Annotated in this window: 24 protein-coding genes; 17 read left to right on the top strand and 7 right to left on the bottom strand. The window is 71.3% G+C overall.

All coding sequences use genetic code 11. The features are described from left to right. The first annotated feature begins 69 nt into the window (after nt 1-69). The 9 genes from E1295_RS16100 (at nt 70) to E1295_RS16060 (ending at nt 7,916) form a co-directional block, all read left to right on the top strand. A complete protein-coding gene (locus E1295_RS16100; protein WP_220448740.1) occupies nt 70-1,173 on the top strand; it encodes a sensor histidine kinase in 1,104 nt (367 codons plus the stop codon). After that, nucleotides 1,170-1,814, top strand: coding sequence for a response regulator (locus E1295_RS16095; RefSeq protein ID WP_132631083.1), 645 nt, complete (start codon nt 1,170-1,172; stop codon nt 1,812-1,814). Before E1295_RS16100 ends, E1295_RS16095 begins: the two co-directional genes overlap by 4 nt. A 109-nt stretch (nt 1,815-1,923) precedes the next feature. Next, complete coding sequence (locus E1295_RS16090) at nt 1,924-2,616, top strand: GntR family transcriptional regulator (protein ID WP_166427255.1); 693 nt, start codon at nt 1,924-1,926, stop codon at nt 2,614-2,616. Next, complete coding sequence (locus tag E1295_RS16085; RefSeq protein WP_132631081.1) at nt 2,613-3,683, top strand: ABC transporter substrate-binding protein; 1,071 nt, start codon at nt 2,613-2,615, stop codon at nt 3,681-3,683. The genes E1295_RS16090 and E1295_RS16085 overlap by 4 nt, the downstream gene beginning before the upstream one ends. 8 nt (nt 3,684-3,691) lie before the next feature. Next, on the top strand, nt 3,692-4,747 hold the full coding sequence (locus tag E1295_RS16080) for an ABC transporter ATP-binding protein (protein ID WP_132631080.1): 1,056 nt from the start codon (nt 3,692-3,694) through the stop codon (nt 4,745-4,747). Next, complete coding sequence (locus E1295_RS16075) at nt 4,744-5,604, top strand: ABC transporter permease (RefSeq protein ID WP_132631079.1); 861 nt, start codon at nt 4,744-4,746, stop codon at nt 5,602-5,604. The genes E1295_RS16080 and E1295_RS16075 overlap by 4 nt, the downstream gene beginning before the upstream one ends. Nucleotides 5,605-5,613: 9 nt before the next feature. Continuing rightward, nucleotides 5,614-6,405 (top strand): ABC transporter permease, encoded by a 792-nt coding sequence (locus E1295_RS16070; protein WP_220448739.1) that lies wholly within the window; start codon nt 5,614-5,616, stop codon nt 6,403-6,405. A gap of 33 nt (nt 6,406-6,438) precedes the next feature. Continuing rightward, nucleotides 6,439-7,086, top strand: coding sequence for an RraA family protein (locus E1295_RS16065; RefSeq protein WP_132631078.1), 648 nt, complete (start codon nt 6,439-6,441; stop codon nt 7,084-7,086). A 23-nt stretch (nt 7,087-7,109) separates the two neighbouring features. After that, entirely contained in the window at nt 7,110-7,916 is an 807-nt protein-coding gene (locus tag E1295_RS16060) for a carbon-nitrogen hydrolase family protein (protein WP_181957999.1), read from the top strand. Nucleotides 7,917-7,929: 13 nt separating this feature from the next. On the opposite strand, the gene E1295_RS16055 is transcribed toward E1295_RS16060, so the two are convergent. The 4 genes from E1295_RS16055 to E1295_RS16040 form a co-directional block, all read right to left on the bottom strand. Then, nucleotides 7,930-8,868, bottom strand: coding sequence for a sulfotransferase (locus E1295_RS16055; protein WP_166427254.1), 939 nt, complete (start codon nt 8,866-8,868; stop codon nt 7,930-7,932). Between the two features lie 458 nt (nt 8,869-9,326). Continuing rightward, nucleotides 9,327-9,665 carry a histone-like nucleoid-structuring protein Lsr2 gene (locus E1295_RS16050; RefSeq protein WP_132631076.1) on the bottom strand — a complete coding sequence of 113 codons (339 nt, stop codon included), beginning with the start codon at nt 9,663-9,665 and terminating at the stop codon, nt 9,327-9,329. A 186-nt stretch (nt 9,666-9,851) separates the two neighbouring features. Beyond that, nucleotides 9,852-10,148: a DUF3817 domain-containing protein gene (locus tag E1295_RS16045; protein ID WP_132631075.1), complete on the bottom strand. Its 297-nt coding sequence runs from the start codon at nt 10,146-10,148 to the stop codon at nt 9,852-9,854. A gap of 66 nt (nt 10,149-10,214) precedes the next feature. Further along, nucleotides 10,215-11,216 (bottom strand): helix-turn-helix transcriptional regulator, encoded by a 1,002-nt coding sequence (locus E1295_RS16040; protein WP_132631074.1) that lies wholly within the window; start codon nt 11,214-11,216, stop codon nt 10,215-10,217. 202 nt (nt 11,217-11,418) lie between these two features. On the opposite strand from E1295_RS16040, the gene E1295_RS16030 reads away from it, so the two are divergent. After that, a complete protein-coding gene (locus E1295_RS16030) occupies nt 11,419-12,096 on the top strand; it encodes an alpha/beta fold hydrolase (protein WP_246080072.1) in 678 nt (225 codons plus the stop codon). Between the two features lie 115 nt (nt 12,097-12,211). Next, entirely contained in the window at nt 12,212-13,180 is a 969-nt protein-coding gene (locus tag E1295_RS16025; protein ID WP_132631073.1) for a threo-3-hydroxy-L-aspartate ammonia-lyase, read from the top strand. Between the two features lie 36 nt (nt 13,181-13,216). On the opposite strand, the gene E1295_RS51850 is transcribed toward E1295_RS16025, so the two are convergent. Then, a complete protein-coding gene (locus E1295_RS51850) occupies nt 13,217-16,021 on the bottom strand; it encodes an AfsR/SARP family transcriptional regulator (protein WP_132631072.1) in 2,805 nt (934 codons plus the stop codon). Between the two features lie 173 nt (nt 16,022-16,194). On the opposite strand from E1295_RS51850, the gene E1295_RS16015 reads away from it, so the two are divergent. After that, nucleotides 16,195-16,827 (top strand): pyridoxamine 5'-phosphate oxidase family protein, encoded by a 633-nt coding sequence (locus E1295_RS16015; protein WP_220448738.1) that lies wholly within the window; start codon nt 16,195-16,197, stop codon nt 16,825-16,827. 34 nt (nt 16,828-16,861) lie between these two features. On the opposite strand, the gene E1295_RS16010 is transcribed toward E1295_RS16015, so the two are convergent. Then, entirely contained in the window at nt 16,862-17,128 is a 267-nt protein-coding gene (locus E1295_RS16010) for a hypothetical protein (protein WP_132631071.1), read from the bottom strand. 75 nt (nt 17,129-17,203) lie between these two features. Beyond that, the gene (locus tag E1295_RS16005; RefSeq protein WP_132631070.1) at nt 17,204-18,352 is read right to left on the bottom strand and encodes a PucR family transcriptional regulator; all 1,149 of its coding nucleotides are present in this window, start codon (nt 18,350-18,352) and stop codon (nt 17,204-17,206) included. Between the two features lie 100 nt (nt 18,353-18,452). On the opposite strand from E1295_RS16005, the gene E1295_RS16000 reads away from it, so the two are divergent. The 5 genes from E1295_RS16000 (at nt 18,453) to E1295_RS15980 (ending at nt 24,922) form a co-directional block, all read left to right on the top strand. Then, the gene (locus E1295_RS16000; RefSeq protein ID WP_132631069.1) at nt 18,453-19,742 is read left to right on the top strand and encodes an MFS transporter; all 1,290 of its coding nucleotides are present in this window, start codon (nt 18,453-18,455) and stop codon (nt 19,740-19,742) included. 19 nt (nt 19,743-19,761) lie between these two features. Continuing rightward, the gene (locus tag E1295_RS15995) at nt 19,762-20,760 is read left to right on the top strand and encodes a dimethylarginine dimethylaminohydrolase family protein (protein WP_132631068.1); all 999 of its coding nucleotides are present in this window, start codon (nt 19,762-19,764) and stop codon (nt 20,758-20,760) included. Nucleotides 20,761-20,769: 9 nt separating this feature from the next. Beyond that, on the top strand, nt 20,770-21,384 hold the full coding sequence (locus E1295_RS15990; protein ID WP_132631067.1) for an urease subunit gamma: 615 nt from the start codon (nt 20,770-20,772) through the stop codon (nt 21,382-21,384). Beyond that, nucleotides 21,381-23,057, top strand: coding sequence for an urease subunit alpha (locus E1295_RS15985; RefSeq protein ID WP_132631066.1), 1,677 nt, complete (start codon nt 21,381-21,383; stop codon nt 23,055-23,057). Before E1295_RS15990 ends, E1295_RS15985 begins: the two co-directional genes overlap by 4 nt. 77 nt (nt 23,058-23,134) lie before the next feature. Continuing rightward, nucleotides 23,135-24,922: a protein kinase domain-containing protein gene (locus E1295_RS15980; protein WP_132631065.1), complete on the top strand. Its 1,788-nt coding sequence runs from the start codon at nt 23,135-23,137 to the stop codon at nt 24,920-24,922. Nucleotides 24,923-24,927: the final 5 nt, after the last annotated feature.

The raw sequence follows: 24,927 nt of genomic DNA, 5'->3' as shown, positions 1-24,927 counted from the left end.
ATGGTCAGGGAACGCGCGTATGACTTTCGGCACCCGAGGACGGCGGCGGGCCCGCGTTAGGGTGAGGCCATGCGTCGACTCGGGCCGGAGGAGTGGTCGGGGCTGGCGATGTTCGTCGTGTCGGTCGTGGCCGGCGGTCCGGTCCTGGTCGGCGCGGCCGATGCGGTCATCCCCCGGGCCCTGTGGATCACGTTGTTCGTGGTGTTCATCGCGGCCGTTCTCGTCGCCGGTGGCTCGGGCCGTCCGCGGTGGGCCCGCCACGGGGCGTTCGCGGCGGCGGTCGTGGCGGCGTGGGTCGTGGTGGTGGCCGCGGAGCATTGGAACCTCCTGCCGATCCTGCTCGTGATCGTCGCCGCGATGAGCGTCCACGTCGTGCCCCCGTGGGCCGGCTTCGTCGTGGTGGGGCTCAACACCGTGGTGCTCGCCGTGTCCGCGGCCTGGCGCGGCCTCGACGCCCCGGAGACGGCCCTCGGCATCGGCTTCTACGTGCTCATCCAGGCGGCGACGCTGCTGAGCTCGCTGGCGACCATGCGGGAGCAGAAGATGCGGCGCGAGCTGGCCGAGGCGCACGTCGGGCTTCAGGCGGCGAGCGTGTTGTTGTCGGAGTCGGCGCGCACCGCCGAGCGGCTCCGGATCTCGCGCGAACTGCACGACCTCATGGGGCACCAGCTCACCGTGCTCACCCTGGAGCTGGAGGCGGCGCGTCACCGCGACGGGGAGCGGGCCAGGGAGCACGTCGAGCGGGCCGACCGGGTGGCGCGCGACCTGCTGGGCGACGTACGCGCCACCGTCGGCCGGCTGCGCACCGAGTCGTCCGACCTCACGAAGGCCCTGCGGCAGGTCGTGCGTGACCTGCCCGGCCTCGAGGTGTCGATCGAGGTCGCGCCCGAGGTGCGGGCAGGCGAGGAGCAGGTCGCGGCGCTCGTACGAGCCGTGCAGGAGATCGTCACCAACACGATCAGGCATGCCGGGGCCCGCGAACTGTGGATCGAGGTCGCGTCCGACGGCGACGCGGTGCGGCTGACCGCGGTGGACGACGGCCGTGGCGCGGCCGATCCGGTGCTCGGCAACGGGCTGCGCGGGCTGGCCGAGCGGTTCGAAGCGCTCGGCGGCGAGGTCAGTGTCGACGGCCGGCGCGGGTTCCGGGTGACGGCTGAGGTGCCGGCGTCGTGACCCGGGTCGTGGTGGTCGACGATCAGACGCTCGTCCGTCAGGGGATCCGCAGCCTGCTGGAGGTCGCCGACGTCGAGGTGGCCGGCGAGGCCGACGACGGGCGGGCGGCGATCGAGGTCATCGCGGCGACCACGCCGGACGTGGTGCTGCTCGACCTGAGAATGCCGCGCTACGACGGGATCTGGACGCTCGAATGCCTGCGTGAGCGCGGCATCGAGACGCCGGTCCTCGTGCTGACGACCTTCAACGACGACACGCTCGTGCTGCAGGCGCTCCGGGCGGGCGCGCGCGGCTACCTGCTCAAGGACGTGACCTTGGAGCAGCTGACCAGGGCGGTGCGCACGCTGGCCGGCGGGGGCACGCTCGTCGCGCCGTCGATCACCGACCGGCTGCTGCGCGCGATCCGCTCCGGCCCCCCACCGGCCGGCGGCGACGCGGCACCGGTGCAGGAGCTCACCGAGCGCGAGCTCGAAGTGTTGCGGCTCGTGGCCGAGGGCTACGCCAACCGGGAGATCGCCGGGGCGTTGTTCCTGGCCGAGGGCACGGTGAAGAACTACGTGTCCACGATCCTGCTCAAGCTCGACGCCCGCGATCGCACCAACGCCGTGCTGCGCGCCCTGCACGAGGGCATCCTGCGCTGACGGTCCTTCGATGACCGATCACAATAGCTGAGCTCAGGGTCTTGACCTGGGTACGGACCGTCTCGTACTTTCCTTGTACTTCAAATATATCGAGGGTATACGGATGACCTTGACCGGACGGACAAAGACCGAGCAGGCGTACCACGCGCTGCGAAGGGCGATCGTCACAGGGGACCTCGTTGAGGACATGCCCCTGGATGACGCCATGCTCTCGACCCGCTACGGATTCGGGCGCACCCCCATCAGGGAGGCGCTCAAGAAGCTGGCCGACGAGCAGTTCATCAACTACCCGCCGCACCGCACCCCTTACGTGCGCGGGATCCGGGTCAAGGATCTGTCCAGGCTGTACGAGTCGCGCCACCTCCTGGAGGAGCCCGTGGCACGGCTGGCGGCCAGGCGCGCCACCCTTGCGCAACTGGACGAGCTGGAACGGATCTGCGATCGCATCGACGACGAGATCGCGGCCGGCCAGCCGTACGGGGCCATCGAGTACGACCACCAGTTCCATCTGGAGATCGCGAAGTCGACCGACAACCCGTTCCTGGCGGAGGCGGTGAACCGGCTCAACTGCGGATCTCTGCGGATCTGGTACCTGGCCCACAGCACGCTCGGCATGGAGAACACCAACGAGGACCACCGGGCGATCCAGGCCGCACTCAAGGAGAAAGATCCGGACAAGTCGGAGACGCTCGTGCGGCAGCACATCGACAAGTCGTATTCACGGCAGATGGCGCTGCAGCAGCTCGACCCCGTGATCGTCGCTCCGTCGTCGGCCCGGTCGTCACAAGGAGAACCACCATGAAGTTGAAGCCGCTGGCCGGCGGGCTGCTCGCCCTCACGCTGGCCACGGTGGCGGGCTGTTCCGGTAGTTCCAGCACCCCCACCAACAACGCGCCCGACTCAGGAACCATCACCGTCAAGGGATATTCGGGAATCTTCGAGGACGTCTTCAAGAAGTCGGTCATCGAGCCGTTCCAGAAGAAATACCCGAAGATCAAGGTGAACTTCGTCGGCTCGGCCAACTCCGCCGAGAACCTGGCGTCCTTGCGCGCCGCGCGGAACAATCCCGACACCGACGTCTCGATCATGGACATCTCCACCTCCGGCACCGGTAACAAGTCCGAGGTGTTCCAGCCGCTCGACCCGGCCAAGGTGCCGAACATGAAGGACATCGACCCGCGCGGCAAGGTCGAGGGGAACTACGGCCCCGCCCTGACGTTCGACAGCCTCGTCCTGCTCTACAACGAATCCGTCAGCCCCGCTCCCACCTCGTGGAACGCGATGTGGGACCCCAAGTACAAGGGCAAGGTCGTGGTGCCGGCCCAGCCCGACATCCAGGGCGCCGGCCTCATGCTCATCGAGAACGCCAAGGCGGGCGGCGACTACACCAAGTCCGTCGACCAGGGCGTGGCCCGGCTCAAGCAGCTGGCGCCGAACGTGCAGACCTGGTCGCCGCAGCCCGACTCGTACACGCTCGTGCAGTCGGGGACCGCGGCGCTGGCCGTCGGCTGGAACGCCCGCGGCCAGTACTACGCCGACGAGAGCCACGGCAAGCTGAAGGTGGCCATCGTGGACGAGCAGACGATCTTCCAGATCAACACCATCAACCTGGTGAAGGACTCGCCGTCTCCCGCCGCCGCGCAGACCTTCATCAACTACACGCTGAGCCCCGAGTCGCAGGAATCCTTCACCGAGGCCATGTACTACGCGCCCACCAACACCAAGGCGAAGCCGAGCGAGAAGGCGCTTAAGCGCACCTCGCTCGACCCGGAGAAGTCCGCCGAGATCCTCCAGGTCGACTGGACGCAGGTGGCCGAGAACCGTGAGAAGTGGACGCAGTTGTGGCGCCGCGAGATCCTGGCGAGCTGAGGCGAGCGATGTCCTTCCTGCGACTCGACGACATCGTCAAGAAATATCCAGGGGCGGAGCGTCCCAGCGTCGCGAACTTCACGCTCGGCATCGAGCAGGGCGAGTTCGTCTCGCTCCTCGGCCCTTCCGGGTGCGGCAAGACGACGACCCTACGGATGATCGCGGGCCTCATCGAGGCGACGTCGGGCCATATCCACCTGGACGGCAAGGAGCTGACCAGGACCCCCGTCCACCAGCGCGGCATGGGCCTGGTCTTCCAGAACTACGCGCTCTTCCCCCACCTGAACGTCGCCCGCAACGTCGCCTTCGGCCTGGAGATGCGCCGCACCTCCAAGGCGGAGGCCAAGCGGCGGGTCGAGGAGGCGCTCGACCTGGTCAGGCTGGGCCACCTGAGCGGCCGCCGCATCAAGCAGCTCTCCGGCGGCCAGCAGCAGCGGGTCGCGCTCGCCCGCGCCCTGGTCATCGAGCCGGCGGTGCTGCTGCTCGACGAGCCGCTGTCCAACCTGGACGCCAAGCTGCGCGACACCATGCGTGAGGAGATCCGCTCGATCCAGCGCAAGCTGGGCATCACCACCGTGTTCGTCACCCACGACCAGGACGAGGCGCTGGCCGTGTCCGACCGCATCGTGGTCATGTCGGAGGGCGTCATCGAGCAGGTCGGGACGCCCGAGCAGATCTACGAGCACCCCGCCAACCGGTTCGTCGCCAACTTCATCGGCCGCGCCAACCTCTTCGACGCCGAGATCACGCACACCGCGGGCGGCGTCGCGGAGGTCGACGTGGCAGGGCTGGGACAGTTGCGGGCCGTCGACGACCACGGCGCGAAGGGGCCGGCGACCGTGCTGGTCCGCCCGCACCGCATGCAGGTGAGCAAGGCGGCGGCCGACGACGCCCACGGCACCGTCGAGACGGTCGTCTACGTGGGCGACTCCATCGAGTACGGCGTGCGGGTCGGGGACAACACCGTGTCCGTCCAGTCCGTGGCCGGCGCGGCGGAACGCCTGGAGCGCGGAGCGACCGTGCGGCTGTCCTGGCAGACCGAGGACGCCCTGGTACTGACATGAGTGCGAAGACCCGATCCGCCCGGCTGACCGTGCTGGGCCTGACGGTACCCGGTCTGCTCGGCCTGGCCGTCTCCTTCGTGCTGCCGCTGGCCTGGCTCCTGCGGATGAGCTTCAACCGCGGTGACTCCACCGGGTACATCGAGGAGACGTTCACCCTCGACTCCTACGCGCAGTTCGTCGGCGACTCCTACTACTGGGACATGGCGTGGGAGACCACGCTGCTGGGCCTCGGCGTGACGGTGATGACGATCGTGGTGTCGTACCCGATCGCGTTGTTCCTGGTCAGGACCGAGTCCAGGTTCAAGGGCATCCTGGTGGCGCTGGCCGTCGCGCCGCTGCTGACGAGCTCCGTCGTGCGTACGTACGGGTGGCTCGTCCTGCTCGGCAACCAGGGTGTGGTGAACCGGTCGCTCATGGGCGCCGGCCTGGTCGACCAGCCGCTCGCGCTGATCAACAACCGGATCGGCGTGTACATCGCGCTGGTCGAGATCATGATGCCGTACATGATCCTCTGCCTGCTCGCGGGCTTCGGCCGGTTCAACCCGGACCTGGAGCACGCGGCGCAGAGCCTCGGAGCCAACCGGTGGCGTACCTTCTGGCGGATCGTGTGGCCGCTCAGCATGCCCGGCGTGCTGACCGGGGCGCTGCTGGTGTTCGTGCTGACGATCAGCTCGTTCGTCACGCCGCGGCTGGTCGGCGGCGGAAAGGTCTTCTACCTGGCCACCGAGATCTACGACCAGGCGACGGCCACGCTCAACTGGCCGTTCGCGGCGGCGATCGCGTTCATCCTGCTCGCGCTCTTCGCCGTCGTCATCGTCATCTACCAGCGGGCGCTGCGGCGCATCGAGGCCCAGTAGGGGGACGGCGTGACATCCAAGTTCAGAGGCTGGCCGACCAGGGTGGTCGTGACCCTGCTGTACCTGTTCCTCCTGGCGCCCATCCTCATGGTGCTGGTCATCTCGTTCGACACGCAGTCGACGATGTCCTTCCCACCGCAGGGTTTCACCTTCCAGTGGTACGAGCGCCTGGCCCAGAACGCGGAGTTCATCCACGGGTTCCAGGTGAGTGCCGTGGTGGGCGTGGGGGTGGCGCTGCTGGCGCTGCTGATCGGGGTGCCCGTCGCGATAGCGCTGACGCGGCACGAGTTCCGGTTCCGCGAGGCCATGTCCGGATTTTTCCTGTCACCGCTGATGGTGCCGGCGATCGTCCTCGGGCTCGCGCTGCTGCTGGTCCTCGCCCCTCTCAAGATCACCGGCACGTACGGCGGGCTCATCGTCGCTCACCTGGCCATCACGGTGCCCTACGTCGTCAGGACCACCTCGATGAGCCTGATGACCATGAACCGCTCGTGCGAGGAGGCCGCCCGCACCCTGGGGGCGTCCCCCTGGCGCACGTTCACCCGCGTGACCCTGCCGCTCATCGCCCCCGGGGTGCTGGCCGGCGGCGTGATCGCCTTCCTCATCTCCTTCGACGAGGCGGTGATCTCCCTCTTCGTCGTCGGGCCGCAGGCCACGACCCTGCCCGTCGAGATCTTCCACTACGTGGAGAGCCGGACAGATCCGCAGATCGCGGCGCTGTCGGTCGTACTGATCGCCATCAGCGTGCTGTTCATGGTGGTCATCGAACGGGCGGCCGGCCTGAAGAAGGTCCTGCGCTAGGACCTGCAGATATCAGTTATCGGGAGTTGTTTCATGTTCGTCCGTCATCCGTCCGCCCCCTCGATCGATCCCCGCATCGCCGAGGCCCTGAGCCAGGTCTGCACCTCGACCCTCGGCCACCTGCGCGATCACGGTTTCCCCCGGGGGCTGACGCCCAACGCGCGGCCGCTGAAGTTCGTCGGCACCGCGGTGACGGTGCGCCTGCCGCATCTCGACTCGACCGCCGTGCACGTCGCGGTCGACGACCTGCGGCCCGGTGACGTCCTCGTCGTCGAGCAGAGCGGCGACGAGCAGCGGTCGTGCTTCGGCGGGCTGGTGTCGTTCACGGCCAAGACGAGGGGAGCCGTGGGCGCCGTCATCGACGGGCGGATCAACGACATCGAGGAGATGACCGGCTACGGGTTCCCCGCCTACTCGCGGGGCATCGCCGCCCACACCACGCGGATCTCCGGCATCGAGGGGTCCATCAACGTGCCCGTGTCGATCGGCGGCGTCGTGGTCTCCCCGGGTGACGTGGTGTTCGCCGACTCCGACGGGGTGGCGATCCTGGACCCGGCCGAGGCACTCGAGATCGCGGCGGTGCTGAAGAAGAAGGAGGACGCCGAGATCCCCGCCCGCGAGGCGATCGCGGCCGGAGGCCGCATCTCCGACTACTCAGGCGCGGCCAAGTACTTCGCGTGACCGCCGTTCGTTAAGGAGTTCAGATGAGCATCAAGATCGCTGTGGCCCAGTTCGGCGCCACCACCGACAAGGAGTCGAACCTCGCGAAGGTGCGCGGGCTGATCGAGCGCGCCGCAGGCGACAAGCTCGACCTGGTCGTGCTTCCCGAGAACGCGATGTACAGCAACCCCGACGTCACCGCCGACATCAGCGGCGCCGTGGAGACGCTGGACGGCCCCTTCGTGTCCGCGGTCGGCGAGGCCGCCAAGCGCCACGGCATCGCCGTCGTCGCCGGCATGACGGAGAAGCTGCCGGACAACCCCCGCGCCTCCAACACCGTGGTCGCCTTCGACGCCGACGGCGGGCACATCGGCGTCTACCGCAAGGTGCACCTCTACGACGCCTTCGGCTACAAGGAGTCCGACCGCATCCAGCCCGCGGAGTTCACGCCGCTGACCTTCGAGCTGGGCGGGCTCACGTTCGGGGTCATGACCTGCTACGACCTGCGCTTCCCCGAGATCTCCCGGCTGCTCGTGGACGCCGGCGCGAACGCCGTCATCGTGCCCGCCGCCTGGGTGGCCGGCCCCGCCAAGGAGGACCACTGGATCACGCTGGCCCGCGCCCGCGCGATCGAGAACACGGCCTACATGGTCATGGCGGGCCAGTCCGGCCCCAACTGCACCGGCCAGAGCATGATCATCGACCCGATGGGCACGATCGTCGCGTCGGCCGGCGAGTCGGAGGGCCTCGCGTCGGGCCCCCTGTCGGCCGAGCGGATCGAGCAGGTGCGGGCCAAGAACCCCAGCCTGGCCAACCGCCGCTTCACGGTCGCCGCCCTCGCGTCCCCGTGAGAAGGTGCCCGGATCAGCGCAGCGGGTAGCCGTAGCGCAGCATGCCGGGGGCGGTGAAGGCGGTGACCATGCGGCGGCGGGACGGGCGCATCGCCGAGCGCCACTCCTCGTCCGCCTTCAGCGGCACCTCACCCGTACGGATGCGCATGGGGTTGCCCGCCACGCTGTGGTCGGCCGGCAGGTCGATCGTGCCGTCGCCGACGAACTGCGTGCCGGCCGCCGGCAGCCCGGCGAACTCCAGCACCCGCGACAACTCGCGGTGCGGCCGGGCCACGAAGTCCTCGTAACGCAGGAGCGTCCACGGGGTGCTGGTCAGGCGGAACGACTCGATGGCGGCGTTGAAGGCCAGCCACTCAGCGGCGGTCTGCGCCGGTGAGTGGGTGGCCATCAGCCGGCCGTTCTTGTCGGCGCGCTGGACCCTGCGCGACCAGGAGTGCACGACGCCGTGCGGGCCGCGTACGAGCTGGACGATGCGCAGGTCGATGCCGGAGACCCGGCGCAGCAGCAGCGCCGAGGTGGGGAACTTGGAGGAGTCGACGATCACCCGGCTCCCGCTGACCTCGGCGATCCCGCGGTAGACGGCGGCCATGGTCTCGGCGTAGCGGTGGACGTGGCGGGCGAAGGCGCCCGTGGCGCCGGGCAGGACGTGGCGCGGGACGTGCCTGATGCGCATGACGGAGCGGTGCAGCCGGGCCATCTCGGCGGCGTCGACGTTGCGCCAGCCACCGAAGGCGGCCTGGCCGACCTCCTGCCAGAAGGCGCACCGTCGGAACTTCTTGCTGCATCCGCAGAGCTGGTTCTTGGTCACGCCCTGGGTCCAGAGGTAACGCAGTTCGCCGACGCAGGTCGCGCCGTCGGCCGCGCCGAGCGCGCGGGAGACCAGGGTGCTGCCCGATCTGCCGTGGCCTCCGACGAACAGGATGCGGATCGGCTCCGGGGGAGTTGGTGCCATGGTCATACCTGAGGGCCCGGTGAGAGGCGAGCGACGGATGGACAACTGGGGGAATGAGTGCTGTTCGGGGTCATCAACACCCCAACGTAGGGTCCAACACCCGCTGACCGAAACCGCTTCCGCGATCTGGGGCCCGTGGCGCCATGCCTGGAGCCGGTGACGTCCAGGCGGCGAGGTCCGCGGTCGGAAGGGTCGGCACCGCCGACCTCACGGGCCGCCGACAAGCCCGGCGCCGCCCGCGCGAAGAGCCGCCGGCGCGGTCGCAGATTAACCTTTATTCAAAGCGGCGCCAGTAACCGCTAGTTGTCTTTGTTCTGCGCCGCCGGTGGTGGGTAGCGCTCCATGAACTCGGCTCCGGCCGCAATTCCACCACTTATGGAGATGCGCTCGCCCGCACGGCTCGGCCGTGCCGGCGGCTCCGTTTCCAATAGAGCGGCGCCGGGCCCGGCCGGGCCCGCTCAGTGGGCCGCTTCGTACTGCTGCACGATGGTGGCGGCGATGCGGCCGCGCTCGCTCACCGGGAGCCCCTGAGCCTTGGCCCACCGCCTGATCTCGGTGGACTTCTCACGGCTGATGGACCGGGACGAGCCGCCGGCGCCGCGCCGCCCACGGGTACGCTCGGCGCGGACCGCCCGGGCCTTGGTGATGAAGGGCGCCAGGGCCTTCTCCAACTTCTCCCTGTTGTCGCCGGACAGGTCGATCTCGTAGTTAGTGCCGTCGAGCGCGAACGCGGTGGTTCCCTCGGCTTCACTTCCGTCGATGTCGTCGATAAAAGTTTCAACGATGCGCTTCGCCATGATGCTGCTCCAAGGACGCTATGGTTTCAGCGTACTGTAGCCGCCTTCAGCACTATATGCATCGTCCGGGGCCAGGTGAGCCGCGTTTCACATGAGCTGTCCCACGGGCGCCGAGATCGGCGAAGTTGAAGAAATATTCAAGATGCCCCTATTCGCAAGGGGAACCGGCGCTGACGGCCGGTGCGGTCAGGTGGCCCGGCCGGTCGCGGCGCGCGCCGCCATCCGGCGTTCGAACCACAACGAGGTGAACGGCGGCACCGAGCACGCCAGGCCCAGGATCACGGTGCCCCGGCTCCAGCCGGCCTCTCGTGCCGCGAGCACCACGCCGAGCCCGTACAACACGAACATCGCCCCATGGATCGGCCCGAACACCTTCACGCCGAGTTCGCCGGTGGCGGTGACGTGTTTGAAGAACATTCCGACCAGCAGGCCCGCCCACGAGCAGGCCTCGGCCACCGCCACAACTCTGAACCAACGCAGCATGTTTCACCTTTCGCCCGAACGAGGTTCGTACTCTACAGGCTGTAGAGCAAGCTCGGGCGAAGCGGATCAGGGAGCGGTGGGCGCGGCGGGCTCGGTGGGACGCCGGGCGGGATCGTCCGCCACGGCCGCGGCGAAGCGGGAGGCCAGCGCGGCGGCCGCGGCCCGCAGCTCCGGTCCGCCCTCGACGCGGAAGGCGAGCGGTACGCAGGCCAGCCACTCCTGCGCGTACATCGTGGGGTTGCTGGTGCTCCCGGTGAGCACGCACCCGTCGCCCAGCGGTTCGAGGCGCCCCATGGGAGGCCGGATCCAGGGCGCCACCTCGGCGGGCGGGGCGTCGAACACCACGCGCGTCGGGAACTTCCATCCCGTGCCCAGGTTCTCCTCCAGCGCCGCGACCGGGTCGAGGTCGCCGGGCGGCTCGAACGTGTGAGTGGTCGGCCGGACCCCGCGGATCCGGTCGACCCGGTAGGTACGGATCGCGCCCGCGCGGTGGGAGTGGCACAGCAGATACCAGCGCCCGTGGCGCACGACGACCGCCCAGGGATCGACGTCGGCCTCCCACTCGTCGCCGGACTCGCTCCGGTAGGTGACCGCGAGGCGGCGCCGCCCCGCGACGGCGGCGACGAGCGCGCCGGTGGTGGCCGGGTCGGGCCGGGCGGAGCACAGGTCGGGCGCGGCCGACGCGTGTTCGCGCAGCGCCGCCGCCTGCCTGCCGACGCTCTCGGGAAGGGCGCGGATGACCTTGCTCAGGGCGGCGCCGACGAGGTCGTCGGCGTCCACGGCGGCCGGCTGGCCGTCGAGCACCGCCATGACGAGGCCGAGGGCCTCGGGCTCGGTGAAGGCGACGGGCGGCAGCCTGGTGCCGCGCCCGAGCCGGTAGCCGCCGTAGGGGCCCCTGGCCGACTCGACGGGGATGCCCGCCTCCCGCAGGATGCCGACGTACCGGCGTGCGGCCCGCTCCGTGACGCCCAGGCAGGCGGCGAGCTCGCCGGCGGTCACGCCGGGGCGGGCCTGGAGGGTCTCCAGGGTGCGCAGGGCCCGCGCGGTGGGGCTGAGATCGGCCGGCACACGAGCAGACTAGGCGGTCGCGGCGAGAACCGGAAGTAAATCGTCCGGAATCGGTTCTAGGGTCAGGTCTCATGACGGAGCCCGGCTGGCCCCAGGAGGAGGGCTTCCCGCTCGAGAAGTGCCTGGACATCGTCCTCAACGAGGAATGGGAACACCGGCTATACAGCGAACGTGATCTGAACGCACTGCAGAAAGAGGATCGATGATGGACATCGTGCTCATCGGCGGCCTGTGGCTCGACGGATCGGCCTGGGACGAGGTCGTGCCCGAGCTCAGGGCGCTCGGCCACCGTCCCGTGCCGGTCACCCTCCCGGGCCAGGGCGACGGATCCGCCTCGGCCACGCTCGACGACCAGGTGGCGGCGGTGCTCGCGGCCGTGGACGCGGCGCCGGAGCGACCCCTGGTGGTGGGGCACTCCGCGGCCTGCACCCTGGCGTGGCTGGCCGCCGACGCGCGGCCGGAGCGGATCGCCAAGCTGGCGCTCGTCGGCGGCTTCCCCGCCGCCGACGGCGACCGTTACGCCGACTTCTTCGAGGCGAAGGACGGCGCCATGCCCTTCCCCGGGTGGGGTCCGTTCGAGGGGCCGGACTCCGCCGACCTCGACGAGGAGGCCAGGCTGCGCTTCCAGGCCGCGGCGGTCCCCGTCCCCGAGGGGGTGTCCAAGGGACTGGTACGCCTGACGGACGAACGACGGTACGACGTCCCTGTCGTCCTGGTGTGCCCCGAATACACCCCGGCCCAGGCTCAGGAGTGGCTGGACTCCGGCGCCCTGCCCGAGCTGGCCAGGGCCAAGCACGTCGACCTGGTCGACCTCGACTCGGGCCACTGGCCGATGATCACCAGGCCGGCCGAACTCGCCCGGCTCCTCGCCGAGCTCTGATCGCCGGCTGTTTGAACATCGCCCAGACCTGCGTAGCCTCCGTGTTCGACGTAGTTCGACCCGTTGGCCACGCGCCGGCGTCCGGCCGTCCGGGCGCCACGAAGGGAGACACCGCATGACGTCCGTTCCCCCGGTCACCCTGGACGACGTCCGCGACGCCGCGGCGCGGCTCGACGGGGTCGCGCACCGCACTCCCGTGCTGCGCTCACGCACGCTGGACGAGCTGGTGGGCGCGGAGGTGCTGCTGAAGTGCGAGAACTTCCAGCGGGTCGGGGCGTTCAAGTTCCGCGGCGCCTACAACGCCGTCTCGCGGCTGCCGCGCGAGCAGCTGGCCAAGGGCGTCGCGGCCTACTCGTCGGGCAACCACGCCCAGGCCGTCGCCCTGGCGGCCCGGGCGCTCGGCACCACCGCCGTGATCCTCATGCCCGAGGACGCTCCGAGCTCGAAGCTGGAGGCGACCGCCGGCTACGGCGCCGACGTCGTCACGTACGACCGTTACACCGGTGACCGCGCGGCGCTCACCGAGGAGCTGGCCGCCGAGCGGGGGCTCGCGCTCATCCCGCCCTACGACCATCCGCACGTGATCGCCGGGCAGGGCACGGCCGCGCTCGAACTGCTGCAGGAGGCGGGCCGGCTCGACCTGCTGCTCGCGCCGGTCGGCGGCGGCGGGCTGATCGCGGGGTGCGCGACCGCCGTCAAGGGCCTCGACCCCGGCATGCGCGTGGTCGGTGTCGAGCCGGAGGCGGGCGACGACACCAGACGTTCGCTGGAGGCGGGGCGGCGCGTCGCCATCGACGTGCCGCGTACCATCGCCGACGGCCAGGCCGTGGCCACGCCGGGCGAGCTGACGTTCGCGATCAACCGGCGGCTGGTCGAGGCCGTGGCGCTGGTCACCGACGACGAGATCCGCGAGGCGATGCGGTTCGCGTTCGAACGCCTGAAGATCGTCGTCGAGCCGAGCGGCGCCGCCGGTCTGGCGGCGCTGCTGGCGGGGCGCGTGGAGCGGTTGCCCGGCCGCGTCGGCGTCGTCGTCTCGGGCGGCAACGTCAGCGCCCGGCGCTTCGCCGAGCTGTGCGGTAGCTGACCAGGACGTACGGACGCGACGCCGGCGCGCGGCGGCTCAGAGCTGGTTCCTGATGGGCAGCGGCACGTCCGGCACGGGTTGCGCGAGCAGCTGGCGCACCTCCTCCGCCGCGAGGAGGTTGGCGTCCCGCAGCAGGTTCAGCGAACGCCGCCACGACTCCCGTGCGTCGTCGTGCCGGCCGAGGTCGTACAGCGTCTGGCCGAGCCACCAGCAGGACACCGCCTCTCCGAGCCACTGGCCGGTCTCGTGCTGGATCCGGATGGCCTCTTGATAGTGGCCGACCGCTTCGGAGAGCCGGCCCGCCGCCCGGCAGGCGTCGGCGAAGGTGTCGTACGCGATCCCCTGCCCCGCCGGGATCGCCAGCTCGCTCCAGAGGTCGAGGACCCGGCGGCCCTCATCGAGCGCCTCCTCGAACCTCCCCTGCCGGTAGAAGACGTGGACGCGGTTGTTGCGCACGGACGCCTCGTGGGCCCGGCGACCGCTCGCCAGGGTCATGGCGAGCCCGTTGTCCAGGGCGGCCAGCGCGTCGTCGTAGCGCTGGAGCATGGTGTACGTGATGCCGAGGTCGTTGAACGTACCCGCCTTGCGCCCCGGCTGTCCCGTGCGATCCCAGCAGTCGAGGGATTCCCTGAGATGGTGGACCGAAGCCGCGAAGTGGCCCTGCTCCTGGAAGACGGCCCCGATGGCCGTGTGCCCCATGGCCAGGCCCACCCAGTCGCCGCTCCGCTCCGCGATGTCCAGCCCCTTCTTCAGCAGCCCGGGGAGCTCGGTGAGCCACCCCTTGCGCCAGAAGACCCAGTAGATGGCCTGCGTGAGACCGATCGCGGTGCCGGAAGCGCCGGTGTCGGCGGCCTGGTGGGCGGCGGCGAGGAGGTTGTCCCGCTCTCTCTCGGACCAGGCGTTCGCCGCCTCGACGGTGGGCAGGTCGGCGCCGGGCCCTTGGGCCGGGTACGCGTTCGACGGCCCGTCCGTGCTGGGATCGATCAGCAGGTTGACCCTCTGGGCGGAGGCCAGGTAGTGATGGAACGCGCGGCGAAGCGCGGCGGTGCGTTCGGCGGCGGGGATGTCCACGGTGGCCCGCTCGCGGGCGTAGAGCCGGACCAGGTCGTGCACCCGGCAGCCGCCGTGCTGCGCGGGTTCGAGGATGCGCGCGTCGAGCAGCCGGTCCAGCGCGGCTTCGGCTCTGAGCTCCGGCCAGCCCATCAGGGCCGCGGTGGCGCCCGCGGTCAGGGTGGGGATGTCGAGGAGCCCCAGAAAGGTGAACAGGTGGGCGGCGTCGTGGCCGGTGGGCTCTTCGCGCAGGTGGTGGTGGCTGACGGCCATGGAGGCGCGGACGGCCAGGTCGGCGTGCTCGAGGGCGTCCAGGCGGCGGGCGGCGTCGGCGAGGCGGTCCGCGAGGTAGGACAACGTCCAGTCAGGCCGTGCGGCCAGGCGCGCCGCCGCGATGCGGACGGCCAGGGGGAGGCCGTCGCACAACCGTACGATCTGCTCCGCTGCCTGCGGCTCGGCCTGGACGCGGCCGGGGCCGGCGATGCGGGCGAGCAGGGCGACGGCGTCGGCGTGGTCGAGCCCCGTCAGGTGGAGATGGTGCGCGTTGTCCAGCGACACCATGGGCTGCCGGCTGGTGACGATGACCGCGCAGGCGTCACCGGAGGGGATGAGCGGACGCACCTGGTGGGCGTGGCGGGCGTTGTCCAGGATGATCAGCAGGTTGCGGGTGGCGGTGAGGCTTCGGTAGCGGGCCGCGGCCTCCTCCAGCTCGGGCGGCACGGCTGAGCCGTCGAGCCCCAGGGCGCGCAGTAAGTGGCCGAGCGCCTCGATGGGCTGCAGCGGCGGGAGCCCGGCGTGGGCGCCCTTCAGGTCGACGTACAGCACGCCGTCGGTGAAGCGGTGGGCCATGGCGTGGGCGGCGTGGACGGCCAGGGCCGACTTGCCGATGCCTCCCGCGCCGTCGATCGCGGCGATGGCCGGCGCACCGGGCGCGGCGTCGGCGATCGCCTTGTCGAGCCAGGCGACCTCGGTGGCCCGGGCCGTGAAGACCTGCGTGTCGGACGGCAGCTCGGTCAGGGCGCCGGGCGGGTCGGTCTTCCGGGAGGCCAGGTCGAGCCCCGGGTCCCCGGTGAGGACCGCGTGCTGGAGCCGGCGCAGCGTGGCTCCCGGCTCGACGCCGAGCTCGTCGACCGTGACGCGCCAGCCCTCCTGGTACACCGCGAGCGCGTCGGACGGCCGGGAATCCCGGTAGAGCGCCAGCATCAGCTGGGCGCGCGGGCGTTCCCGCAACGGATGCCGCCTGACGTGCGCGGCGAGCTCGCCCGCCACCGCGTGATGATCGCCGGCGGCCAGGCGCAGGTCGACGTGGTCCTCCTCAGCCGTCAGGCGCTCCTCCTGGAGGCGGGCGGCCTCGATCTGCGCCCAGGGGGCCGTCATACCGGCCAGCGCGTCACCCCGCCACAGCGCGAGTGCCTGCCGGAACAGCTCGCTCGCCGTCGCGCCGTCATGCCGCGCCCCGGCCTCCCGTGCCTGGCGGACCAGGCGCGAGAACCGGTGGGCGTCGACGTGCTCCGGCGCGAGCCTGAGCCGGTAGCCGCCGGGGACGGTCTCGATGATGTCGTCGTACAGCAGCTCACGCAGCTTCGACACCACAATGTGCAGCTGCTTGCCGGCGGTGGACGCCGTGCTCTCGCCCCAGACGTCGGCGAGGAGCCGTTCGGTGGAGACCGGTTGCCCGGCGTTCAAGGCCAGCCGGGCGAGCAGGCCGACCCGGCGTTCGCCGGCCAGCTTCAGCGGCCCGCCATCCACTGTGACCTCGAACGGTCCGAGAACGTTGATCTCCAGCGTCATAGTGCTCCCGTCTCTCGCTTGGTGAGGCCATTATCGGCAGTCCATGCCAGCGGTACGCCTGACACCGGCTTGCAGCCCGCTGTCAGGAACGGCATCCCGACCGGTCGACCCGTGCCCCACGCCTCCGGGCGGTCGATCTCGACACCCCGGTCGGTGCGGCCTACCTTGTTCTGATGGTGAATCCTTCTGATATCCGTACGGTGACGACCGAGGCCGAGCTCCGGGAGATCGTGAAGGAACCATCCCGATCCATCTGGGACAAGGACATCGCGCGCATCGACGAGCACGCGCGCACGATCATCGCGCACTCGCCGTTCGTGCTGCTGTCGACGGCCGACGCCGACGGGATCTGCGACGTCTCGCCCCGGGGAGACCCCGCCGGGTCGGTGCTGGTGCTCGACGACCACCGGCTGGTGCTCGCCGACCGGCCGGGCAACCACCGGGTCGACAGCTTCCGCAACGTGCTGGAGAACCCCCACGTCGGGCTGCTGTTCATCGTGCCGGGCATGAACGAGACCCTGCGCGTGAACGGCCGCGCGACACTCGTGTCGGACGCCCCTTTCTTCGACGACCTGGTGGTCCGGGGCAAGCGGCCGCGGCTGGCGGTCCTCGTCGACGTCGAGGAGCTCTACATGCACTGCGCGAAGGCGTTCCTGCGCTCGTCGTTGTGGGACACCACGACGTGGCCCGACCGCGGGAGCCTGCCCACGCTGGGACGGATCGCCAAGGACCACTTGGGCCTGAAGGTTCCCCCGGAGGAGATCGACGCCGGGCTCGCCCTGGACGCCAGGACGAACCAGTACTGACCCGCCGCGCCCATCCGCCACCGGAGGCCGCCGGCTAGGACGCCCAGCCGGGCAACCGGTACGGCACTTCGTCCCCCAGCTCTTCCTGCTCGACCACGTCACCCTCCCGCGGCAGAAGTACGGTGGCACGGCGTTGCCCGAAGTGCGCCACGAAGGGATCTGACACCTTCACCAGTTCGTCGGTCCTGATCGTTCCGCGCACAGCGTCGCTCGTCGGTGTCCTGCCCGGCGCTGTCTGCGCGGGACCGGTGAGCTGCGTCAGGCTCGTGACCACGGCGACGCTGATGACGACTCGTTTCACGATATTTCCTCGGATGGGCCGGACCCACAATGTCGTGCACCCGAGATCAGCGGTCAAGAGCGACGGGGAAACAGCTCACTCGTACGTGCGGGCCCGCAGCGCCAGGGTGACGACGGTGGCGTCGGCAGAGGACATGACGTCGCGGCCGGTGGCGGCGGCGAACTGGCGCAGCCGGTTGAGCACCGTGTTGCGGTGGCAGTAGAGCTGCCGGGCCGTCGCCGCGACCGAACCGGTGCGCAGATAGCGCTCCACGGTCTCCAGCACCCTGGCGACGTCGCGGTCCGGCAGCTTGCCCAGCCCGCCGAGCGCGTCGCGGACGAGGTCGGTCCTGAACTCGCCGAGCGTCCCCGCCGCGATCGCCGGCCACAGGTCGCGGGTGGCGGTCGGGCCGGCCGCGTCCGGCGGCAGCGCGTACAGGGTCAGCTCGGCCAGCCGCACCGCCCTGGGCACCTCCGCGAGCCCTTCGACGGCCGGGCTCACGGCGCACCGGAGGCCGCGGAACCAGCCCTCCGCCGCGCCGGGACCCGCCCGCTCGGGCACCTGCAGCACGACGATCGACCCGGCGGGCCGATCCTGTTCGTGCGTGCGGACGTCGAGGACGCCGAGCCGCTCGCGTACGGGACGAAGCGCCGCGACGCGGCCCGGCGGGAACGCCACGACGAGGAACGACGCGCCCTCGTCGAGCCCCAGCACGGTGGAGACCTGCCGCCGGATGTCGGGATGGCGGCCGTCGCACTCCAGCAGCCGGGCGAACCACCGCGCCCGCTCGTCCTGCCGGGCCTGGGCCATCTCCAGCACCCGCTGCTGGTAGGCGGCCATGATCCCCATGGAGTGGTGCTCCACCGCTTCCCACACGCGCGGCGCCTGCGCCACCAGGCTGGACAGGTCGCCGGGGCCGGCCCGCCGGCACAGCGCGTCCCAGACGACCCGGGCGTCGAGGCGTACGGCCTGCAACAGCCTCTCCAGCGGCACCCCCGCCTCCGCCCGCGCCGCGCCGATCTCGGCGGACGCGCCCGCGACGTGCTCGGGCACCGGCAGCCGCCCGATCAGCCGCAGGATCAGCTCAAGGCTGCGGCGGGCGTCGGCCAGCAGCGTCTCCTCGGGAACGACCGTCCCGGCGTAGGGGGCGCCGGTGTCGATCATCTCGGCGACGAAGCGGCCGGCGAGCGGGGCGACGTCGCGCACGAGCTCGCGCGAGAGCCGGTCGACCACGTCGGACGTCATCCGCGACCCCCTCCCGCTGTGCAAGTGCACAGTCTAGCGACGCCACCCGGGTGCCGATTGGCGATTGAACCGCAGATCAGAGGCACGACAGGGTGTCATCATGCAACCCACGGCTCACCCCCGGCGGCCGGAAACCAACCCCAGGACAGTCGCGCTGGGCGCCTTCGCGGGCACCGCGCTCGAATGGTACGACTACTACGTCTACGGCGCCGCGGCGGCGCTGGTCTTCAACAGCCAGTTCTTTCCCCAGCTGAGCCCGCTCGCGGGCACGATGGCCTCCTTCGCCACGTTCGGCGTCGGCTTCGTGGCCAGGCCCCTCGGAGCGGCCATCTTCGGCCACCTCGGCGACCGGTACGGCCGGCGCCGCATCCTCATGGTCACCGTCGTCCTCATCGGCGTCGTCACCGGGTGCATCGGCCTGCTGCCGACGTACGCCCAGATCGGGGTGGCCGCACCGATCCTGCTGGCCACGCTCCGCCTGCTGCAGGGCCTGTCCGTCGGCGGTGAGTGGAGCGGCGCCGCGACGCTGGCGGTCGAGCACGCGCCGAAGGAGAAACGCGGCATCTACGGAGTCATGCCGCAGATGGGCTCCCCGGTCGGCTCGCTGACGGCCACGGCCGTGTTCGCGCTGGTCAGCGTCCTGCCGGACGCGCAGTTCGACTCGTGGGGCTGGCGCGTCCCGTTCCTGCTGGGCTTCCCGCTGCTGCTGGTCGCGCTCTGGGTGCGCAGCAGGGTGGACGAGTCGCCGGTGTTCCAGGAGATGCTGGCCGAGCAGCGCGCCGCCAAGCGGCCGCTCGTCGAGCTGGTCCGCGGCAGCGGCGGACGCCTGGCGGTGGGCGTCGCGGTGTCGTTCGTCGGGATCGGCGGTTACTACCTGTGCGGTACGTTCCTCGTCAACTACGGCTCGGACACCGTGGGCGTCGACCGTACCGTGCTGCTCAACGCGGCCACCCTCGGGTCGTTCATCAACCTGTGCCTCTACCCGATGTTCGGCCGGATCGCCGATCGCGTCGGTCCGGGGCCGGTGGCCGTGTGGGGCGCGGCGGCCTCGGCGGCGGCGGCGTTCCCGATCTTCTGGCTGGTCGGCCTCGGCAGCGCGGCGGGCGTGGCGGCCGGGCTGGTGCTCGGCGTGGTGCTGGTGTCGGTCAGCTACGCGGCGTGCGGGCAACTGCTCAGCGAGATGTTCGCCCGCGAGGTGCGCTACTCGGGGGTGGGCCTGTCGTACAACCTGTCCGGGGCCATCAGCGGGTTCGTGCCGCTGGCGGCGACCGCGCTGCTGGCCGTGACGGGGGAGAGCCTGTGGCCGGTCGCGGCGATGTTGTGCGTGTTCTCGCTGATCACCCTGGTCGCCGCCGTGGCGGCCAGGCGGCTCCGGGTGGCGGAGCTGTGACGTACGGAAAGGACCGAGCATGAGCACCATCGCCGACGACGGCGCGCAGCCCGAGCACTACTACCACAAGCTGGTCGGCCCCGAGCCGGCGCCGGCCTTCCAGGACCCGTCCGAGCTGGAGCGTTACTGGGGCCGCCGCTGGGGCGCCGCCGACGAGGTGAGCCGGCTGCGCTCCGTGCTGGTGCGCCGCCCGAGCAGCGGCCTGGCGGCCATCACCGCCGACGCGTGGGACCCGCGCGCGGGAGCGCTGGTCGACCCCGGGCGGCGGTGGTACTGGCGCGGCGGCCAGGCGCCGGACCTGGACCTGGTGATGGAGCAGCACGCGGCGCTGCTGGCCGCGCTGCGGGCAGAGGACGTCGAGGTCGTCGAGGCGCCCGAGCTGCCCGACCACACCAAGTCGGTCTACACCCGCGACCCGTTGCTGACCGTGCCGGGCGGCGCCGTGATCACCCGCCTGGCCCCGCGCATGCGGCGCGGCGAGGAGGCGTCGGTGACCAGGACGATCGCCGCGCTCGGCATGCCGATCCTCGGCACGATCATCGGTGAGGGGCTCGCGGAGGGCGGCACGTTCGTCAAGCTCCGGCGCGACCTCGCGGTGTTCGGCCTGTCGATCCGGTGCAACCCCGAAGGCGCGCGGCAGCTCGCCCGGATGCTCGAACCGCTCGGCGTCGAGCTGGTGACCGTGCCGCTGCCCGGCTATACGATCCACGTGGACGGGCAGTTCCACATGGTCGACGAGGATCTGGCGCTGGCCAACACCCACCGCCTGCCGCACACGTTCCTGGCCCGGCTGGACGACCTCGGGATCAAGGTCGTCTCGCCGCACCCGGACGAGCAGTACGCGTGCAACTCGCTCACCGTCCGGCCGCGGCGGCTGTTGTTCCCCGCGCACTGCGTGCGCACCGCCGACCGGCTGGCCGCCGAGGGCGTGGAGATCGTACCGGTGCCGTACGACGAGGTCCTGAAGAACGGCGGCGGCATCCACTGCTCGACCATGGAACTCGTCCGCGACTGGTAGAGGTGGCCGATGCATCTGACCCCGGCGGAGCACGACCGCCTGACCGTCTTCACCGTGGCGGAGCTGGCCCGCCGCCGCCGCGACAGGGGTGCTCCGCTGTCCGCGCCGGAGGTCGTGGCGCTGGTCGCCGACGCGGTGTACGAGGCCGCCTGGGACGGGCTGCCGATGGAGGCGGTGATCGCGGCGGGCCGCGGCGCGGTGCGCGCCGAGGAGGCCGCGCGCGGAGTCCCGGCGCTGGTCCGCCGGGTCGAGGTGGACGCGCTGTTCCCGGCCGGTACGGCGCTCGTGGCCGTCGACGACCCCCTGGACGCGGAGCCTGACCCCGCGGACCCGGGGGCCGTGCTCCCGGCGGCCGAGCGGATGCCGCCGGCGCCGGGCCGCGCCCGGGTGGAGGTCGAGGTGACCAACACCGCGGACGTCGACGTGCACGTGTCGTCGCACTACCCGTTCTGGCAGGCCAACGCGGCGCTGTCGTTCGACAGGGAGGCGGCCCGCGGCCACCGGCTGGACGTGCCGGCGGGCAGCAGCCTGTGTTTCCCGCCCGGAGTGACGATCACCGTGCGGCTGGTCATGCTGGGGGGCGCGGCCACCGCGCCCCGGCTCACGCTGGGAGGCGAAGGATGAGCTTCGACAGGGCGACGTACGCGGCCGTGTACGGCCCGACCACCGGCGACCGGGTGCGCCTGGCCGACACCGGCCTGGTGGTGGAGGTGGAGCGTGACGACACCGAGGCGGGCGACGAACTGCTCGGAGGCTGCGGCAAGACCGTGCGCGAAGGGATGCTGCTCACGAGCGCCCCCCGCGACTCGGAGCTGGATCTCGTCGTCACCAACGCGCTCGTCCTCGATCCGCTGCTCGGCGTGGTCAAGACCAACATCGGCATCAAGGACGGCAGGATCGCCGGGCTGGGCCGCGCCGGGTCGCCGGACGCGGTGAACGACGTCGAGCTCGTCGTCGGCCCGCACACGGCGATGATCCCCGCCGAGGGGATGATCGTCACTCCCGGCATCGTCGACTCGCACGTGCACCTGTCCAGCCCGGCGCTGCTCGACGTGGCGCTCTCGGCAGGCGTGACCACCGTGGTCGGCATGGGTCTCGGCGGCGTGTGGGACATCGGCGTCAACCCCCGGCGCAACCTGCACCTGATGATCGAGGCCTGGCGGGAGGTGCCGGTGAACGTGGCGTTCCTGGCCCGCGGCTCATCGGTGCGGCCCGCGCCGCTGGAGGCGGCCGTCGTCGCCGGGGCGGGCGGGTTCAAGGTGCACGAGGACTTCGGCGCGCAGCCCGCCGTCGTCGACACCTGCCTCGCGGTGGCCGACGCCGCCGACCTGCCCGTGGCGTTGCACACCGACTCGCTCAACGAGTCGGGCCTGCTGCAGGACACGATCGAGGCGACGCGGGGCCGTACGGTGCACGCCTACCACGTCGAGGGCGGCGGCGGGCATCCCGACCTGCTCGAGATCCTCGCCCACCCGCACGTGCTGGCGTCCTCGACCACGCCCACGCTGCCGTACACCGTCAACACCGTGGCGGAGCTGTACCCGATGACGATGACCGTGCACCGGCAGAACGCCCTGCTGCCCGGCGACGCCGACGTGACGAGAAGCCGCGTGCGGGCGAGCGCGATCGCGGCGGAGAACGCCCTGCACGACGCGGGCGCGGTCGGCATCGTCAACTCCGACTCGATGGGCATGGGGCGCGTCGGCGAGACGGCCCGCCGTACATGGCAGCTCGCGGCGCACGCCAAGGCGGTGTCGGAGCGTCACGACCCCCACGACAACGAGCGGGTCCTGCGCTACCTCGCCAAGATCACCATCAATCCGGCGATCGCGCACGGCATGGCCGGCCAGATCGGCGGCATCGCTCCCGGCAAGGTCGCCGACCTCGTGGTGTGGCATCCGGCGTGGTTCGGCGCGAAACCCGAGCTGGTCGTGAAGTCCGGGTTCGTGGCGTGGGGGGTGAGCGCGTCCGGCGCGGCGTCCACGCGGGCGGGCCAGCCGCGGGCGTACCGGCGGTTCTTCGGCGCCATGGGTGACGCGCCCCGGCGCCTCGCGCACGTCTTCGTCGCGCGCGAGGCCCTGGACGACGCGGCCGCCCGCCGGGAGCTGCCGTCCGGGGCGAGTTACCTGCCGATCGGCGGCTCGCGAGGGCTGGCCCGCGCGGACATGGTCCGCAACACGCGGGTCCCGCACGTACGGGTGCCGCGCGACGGCGGCCCCGTCCTGGTGGACGGAGAGCCCGTGGGGCTGCCGCCGGCGAGCCGGCTCCCGCTCACCCAGGTGCACCATCTCGCGTGAGCATCGCTCGCCGGAAGGATCAGTAGATTGGTCATGTGGCTGATGACCGTGCGCCGTTAGCGTTGTCCGATCGGTACGTGCTGCTGGATCGCCTCGGCAGCGGAGGCATGGGGACCGTGTGGCGCGCGAGCGACCGGCTGCTGAACCGCACGGTCGCCGTGAAGGAGACACATCTGCGGGCCTCGGGCGACAAGGGCGCGGAGCACGCCGCCCGGGCGCGCAGGGAGGCGCACGCCATCGCCCGCATCTCCCACCCCAACGTCGTCAACATCCATGACCTGGTCTTCCACGACGAGCGGTTGTGGCTGGTGATGGAGTACGTGGACGGGCCTTCGCTGAAGCAGCACGTCGCCGCCGCCGGGCCGATGGATTCCGCCGCCGTCGCCGAGATCGGCCTGCAACTGTTGTCGGCACTGGAGGCCGTGCACGCCGCCGGCGCGCTGCACAGGGACATCAAGCCGGGCAACATCCTGCTGCGCCGCGACGGCAGGGCGGTGTTGTGCGACTTCGGCATCGCGGCGCTGGCCGGAAGCGAGTCGCTCACCACGAGCGGCGCGGTGATGGGCTCGTTCGAGTACATCGCCCCCGAACGGGTCAGCGGCCTGCCCGTGGGGCCGCCCAGTGATCTGTTCTCGCTGGGCGCCACCCTGTGCGTGCTGCTGTCCGGCCGTTCCCCGTTCGCCCGTCCGGAGCCGGTCGGCGTACTGAACGCCATCATCCGGGACGAACCTGACATCCCGGCCGCCGCGGGACCGCTGCGTCCCGCGCTCGAAGCGCTGCTGCGGAAGGACCCGGCCGAGCGCCCTTCCGTCGAGCGGGCGAGCGGAATGTTGCGGCCCCTGGCCGCGGCGTCAGCGTCTGCGTCGGCCCCGGCATCGACATCGGCGTCTGCGCCGGCACCGGCGCAGGCGGAGGGTACGCGGCAGTTCGGGGTGGGCGGCGGCGGTTCGCGCGGGCGGTTGGTGGGCGTGGCCGCGGTGTCCGCGGTCCTTCTGGTCGGCGTGGTCGCCGGCGTGGGTGCGCTGATGAGCCGCTCGAAGCTCGGCGCCGACGCGGCGGCGAGCTCCGCGAGCTCCGCGACCTCACCGGCCGCCACCCGCACCGACGCGGCGGGCACAACGGCGAGCCCCGGCGACTCGCCGGCCGCCACACACCCTACCCGCACCGACGCGGTGATGCCGGTGCCCGACGATCCCAGCCTCGAGGCGCCCGGCCATTACTGGATGTTCTCGGGCGACCGCTACATCCGGGCCCGCATGGCGGCCTCGGGTCACCCGGTGAGCGAGCGCCTGTCCGGGCCCTCGCCTCTCGACGCCTGGAAGGAGACGTTCCAGAGCCTGCCGGGCTTCCGCGACCGGATCGACGCGACCCTGCGCGTGCCCGGCTCGCGCGACGAGTACTGGGTCTTCTCCGGCGACCAGTACCTCCGCATGCGGATCGCCGGCGCCGCGCAAGGGTACGCCGACGCGCTGGTGGCGGGCCCGAGGCCGTTGCGCGACTGGGCGGACGCCTTCGGCGAGCTCGCCGGCGACGGCATCGACGCGGTGATGCGCACGCCGGACGACCCGGAGCAGTACTGGGTGTTCGCGGGCGACCGGTACGTCAGGACCAGGCTGGACGGCGAGGGCCCCGGCGGCGAGGTCAACCTGGGCCCGTCGGGCCTCGACGGGTGGGCGGGCACGTTCTACCGGCATGCCGCGTTCAAGCACGGAATCGACGCGGCGATGCCCGTACCGGGGCGGAAGAACGACTACTGGGTGTTCTCCGGCACCCAGTACATGAAGATCCGCGTCACCGACGGCCGCTACGACGACACGGTGGTCGAGGGGCCCAGGACCCTGCGCGACTGGAGCACCCTGGGATGAGCCGG

Origin of the sequence: Nonomuraea mesophila, from assembly GCF_004352805.1 — a bacterium.
In the GTDB taxonomy this organism is placed as follows: Bacteria; Actinomycetota; Actinomycetes; order Streptosporangiales; family Streptosporangiaceae; genus Nonomuraea; species Nonomuraea longispora.
This window is presented reverse-complemented; position numbering and strand designations above follow the sequence as displayed.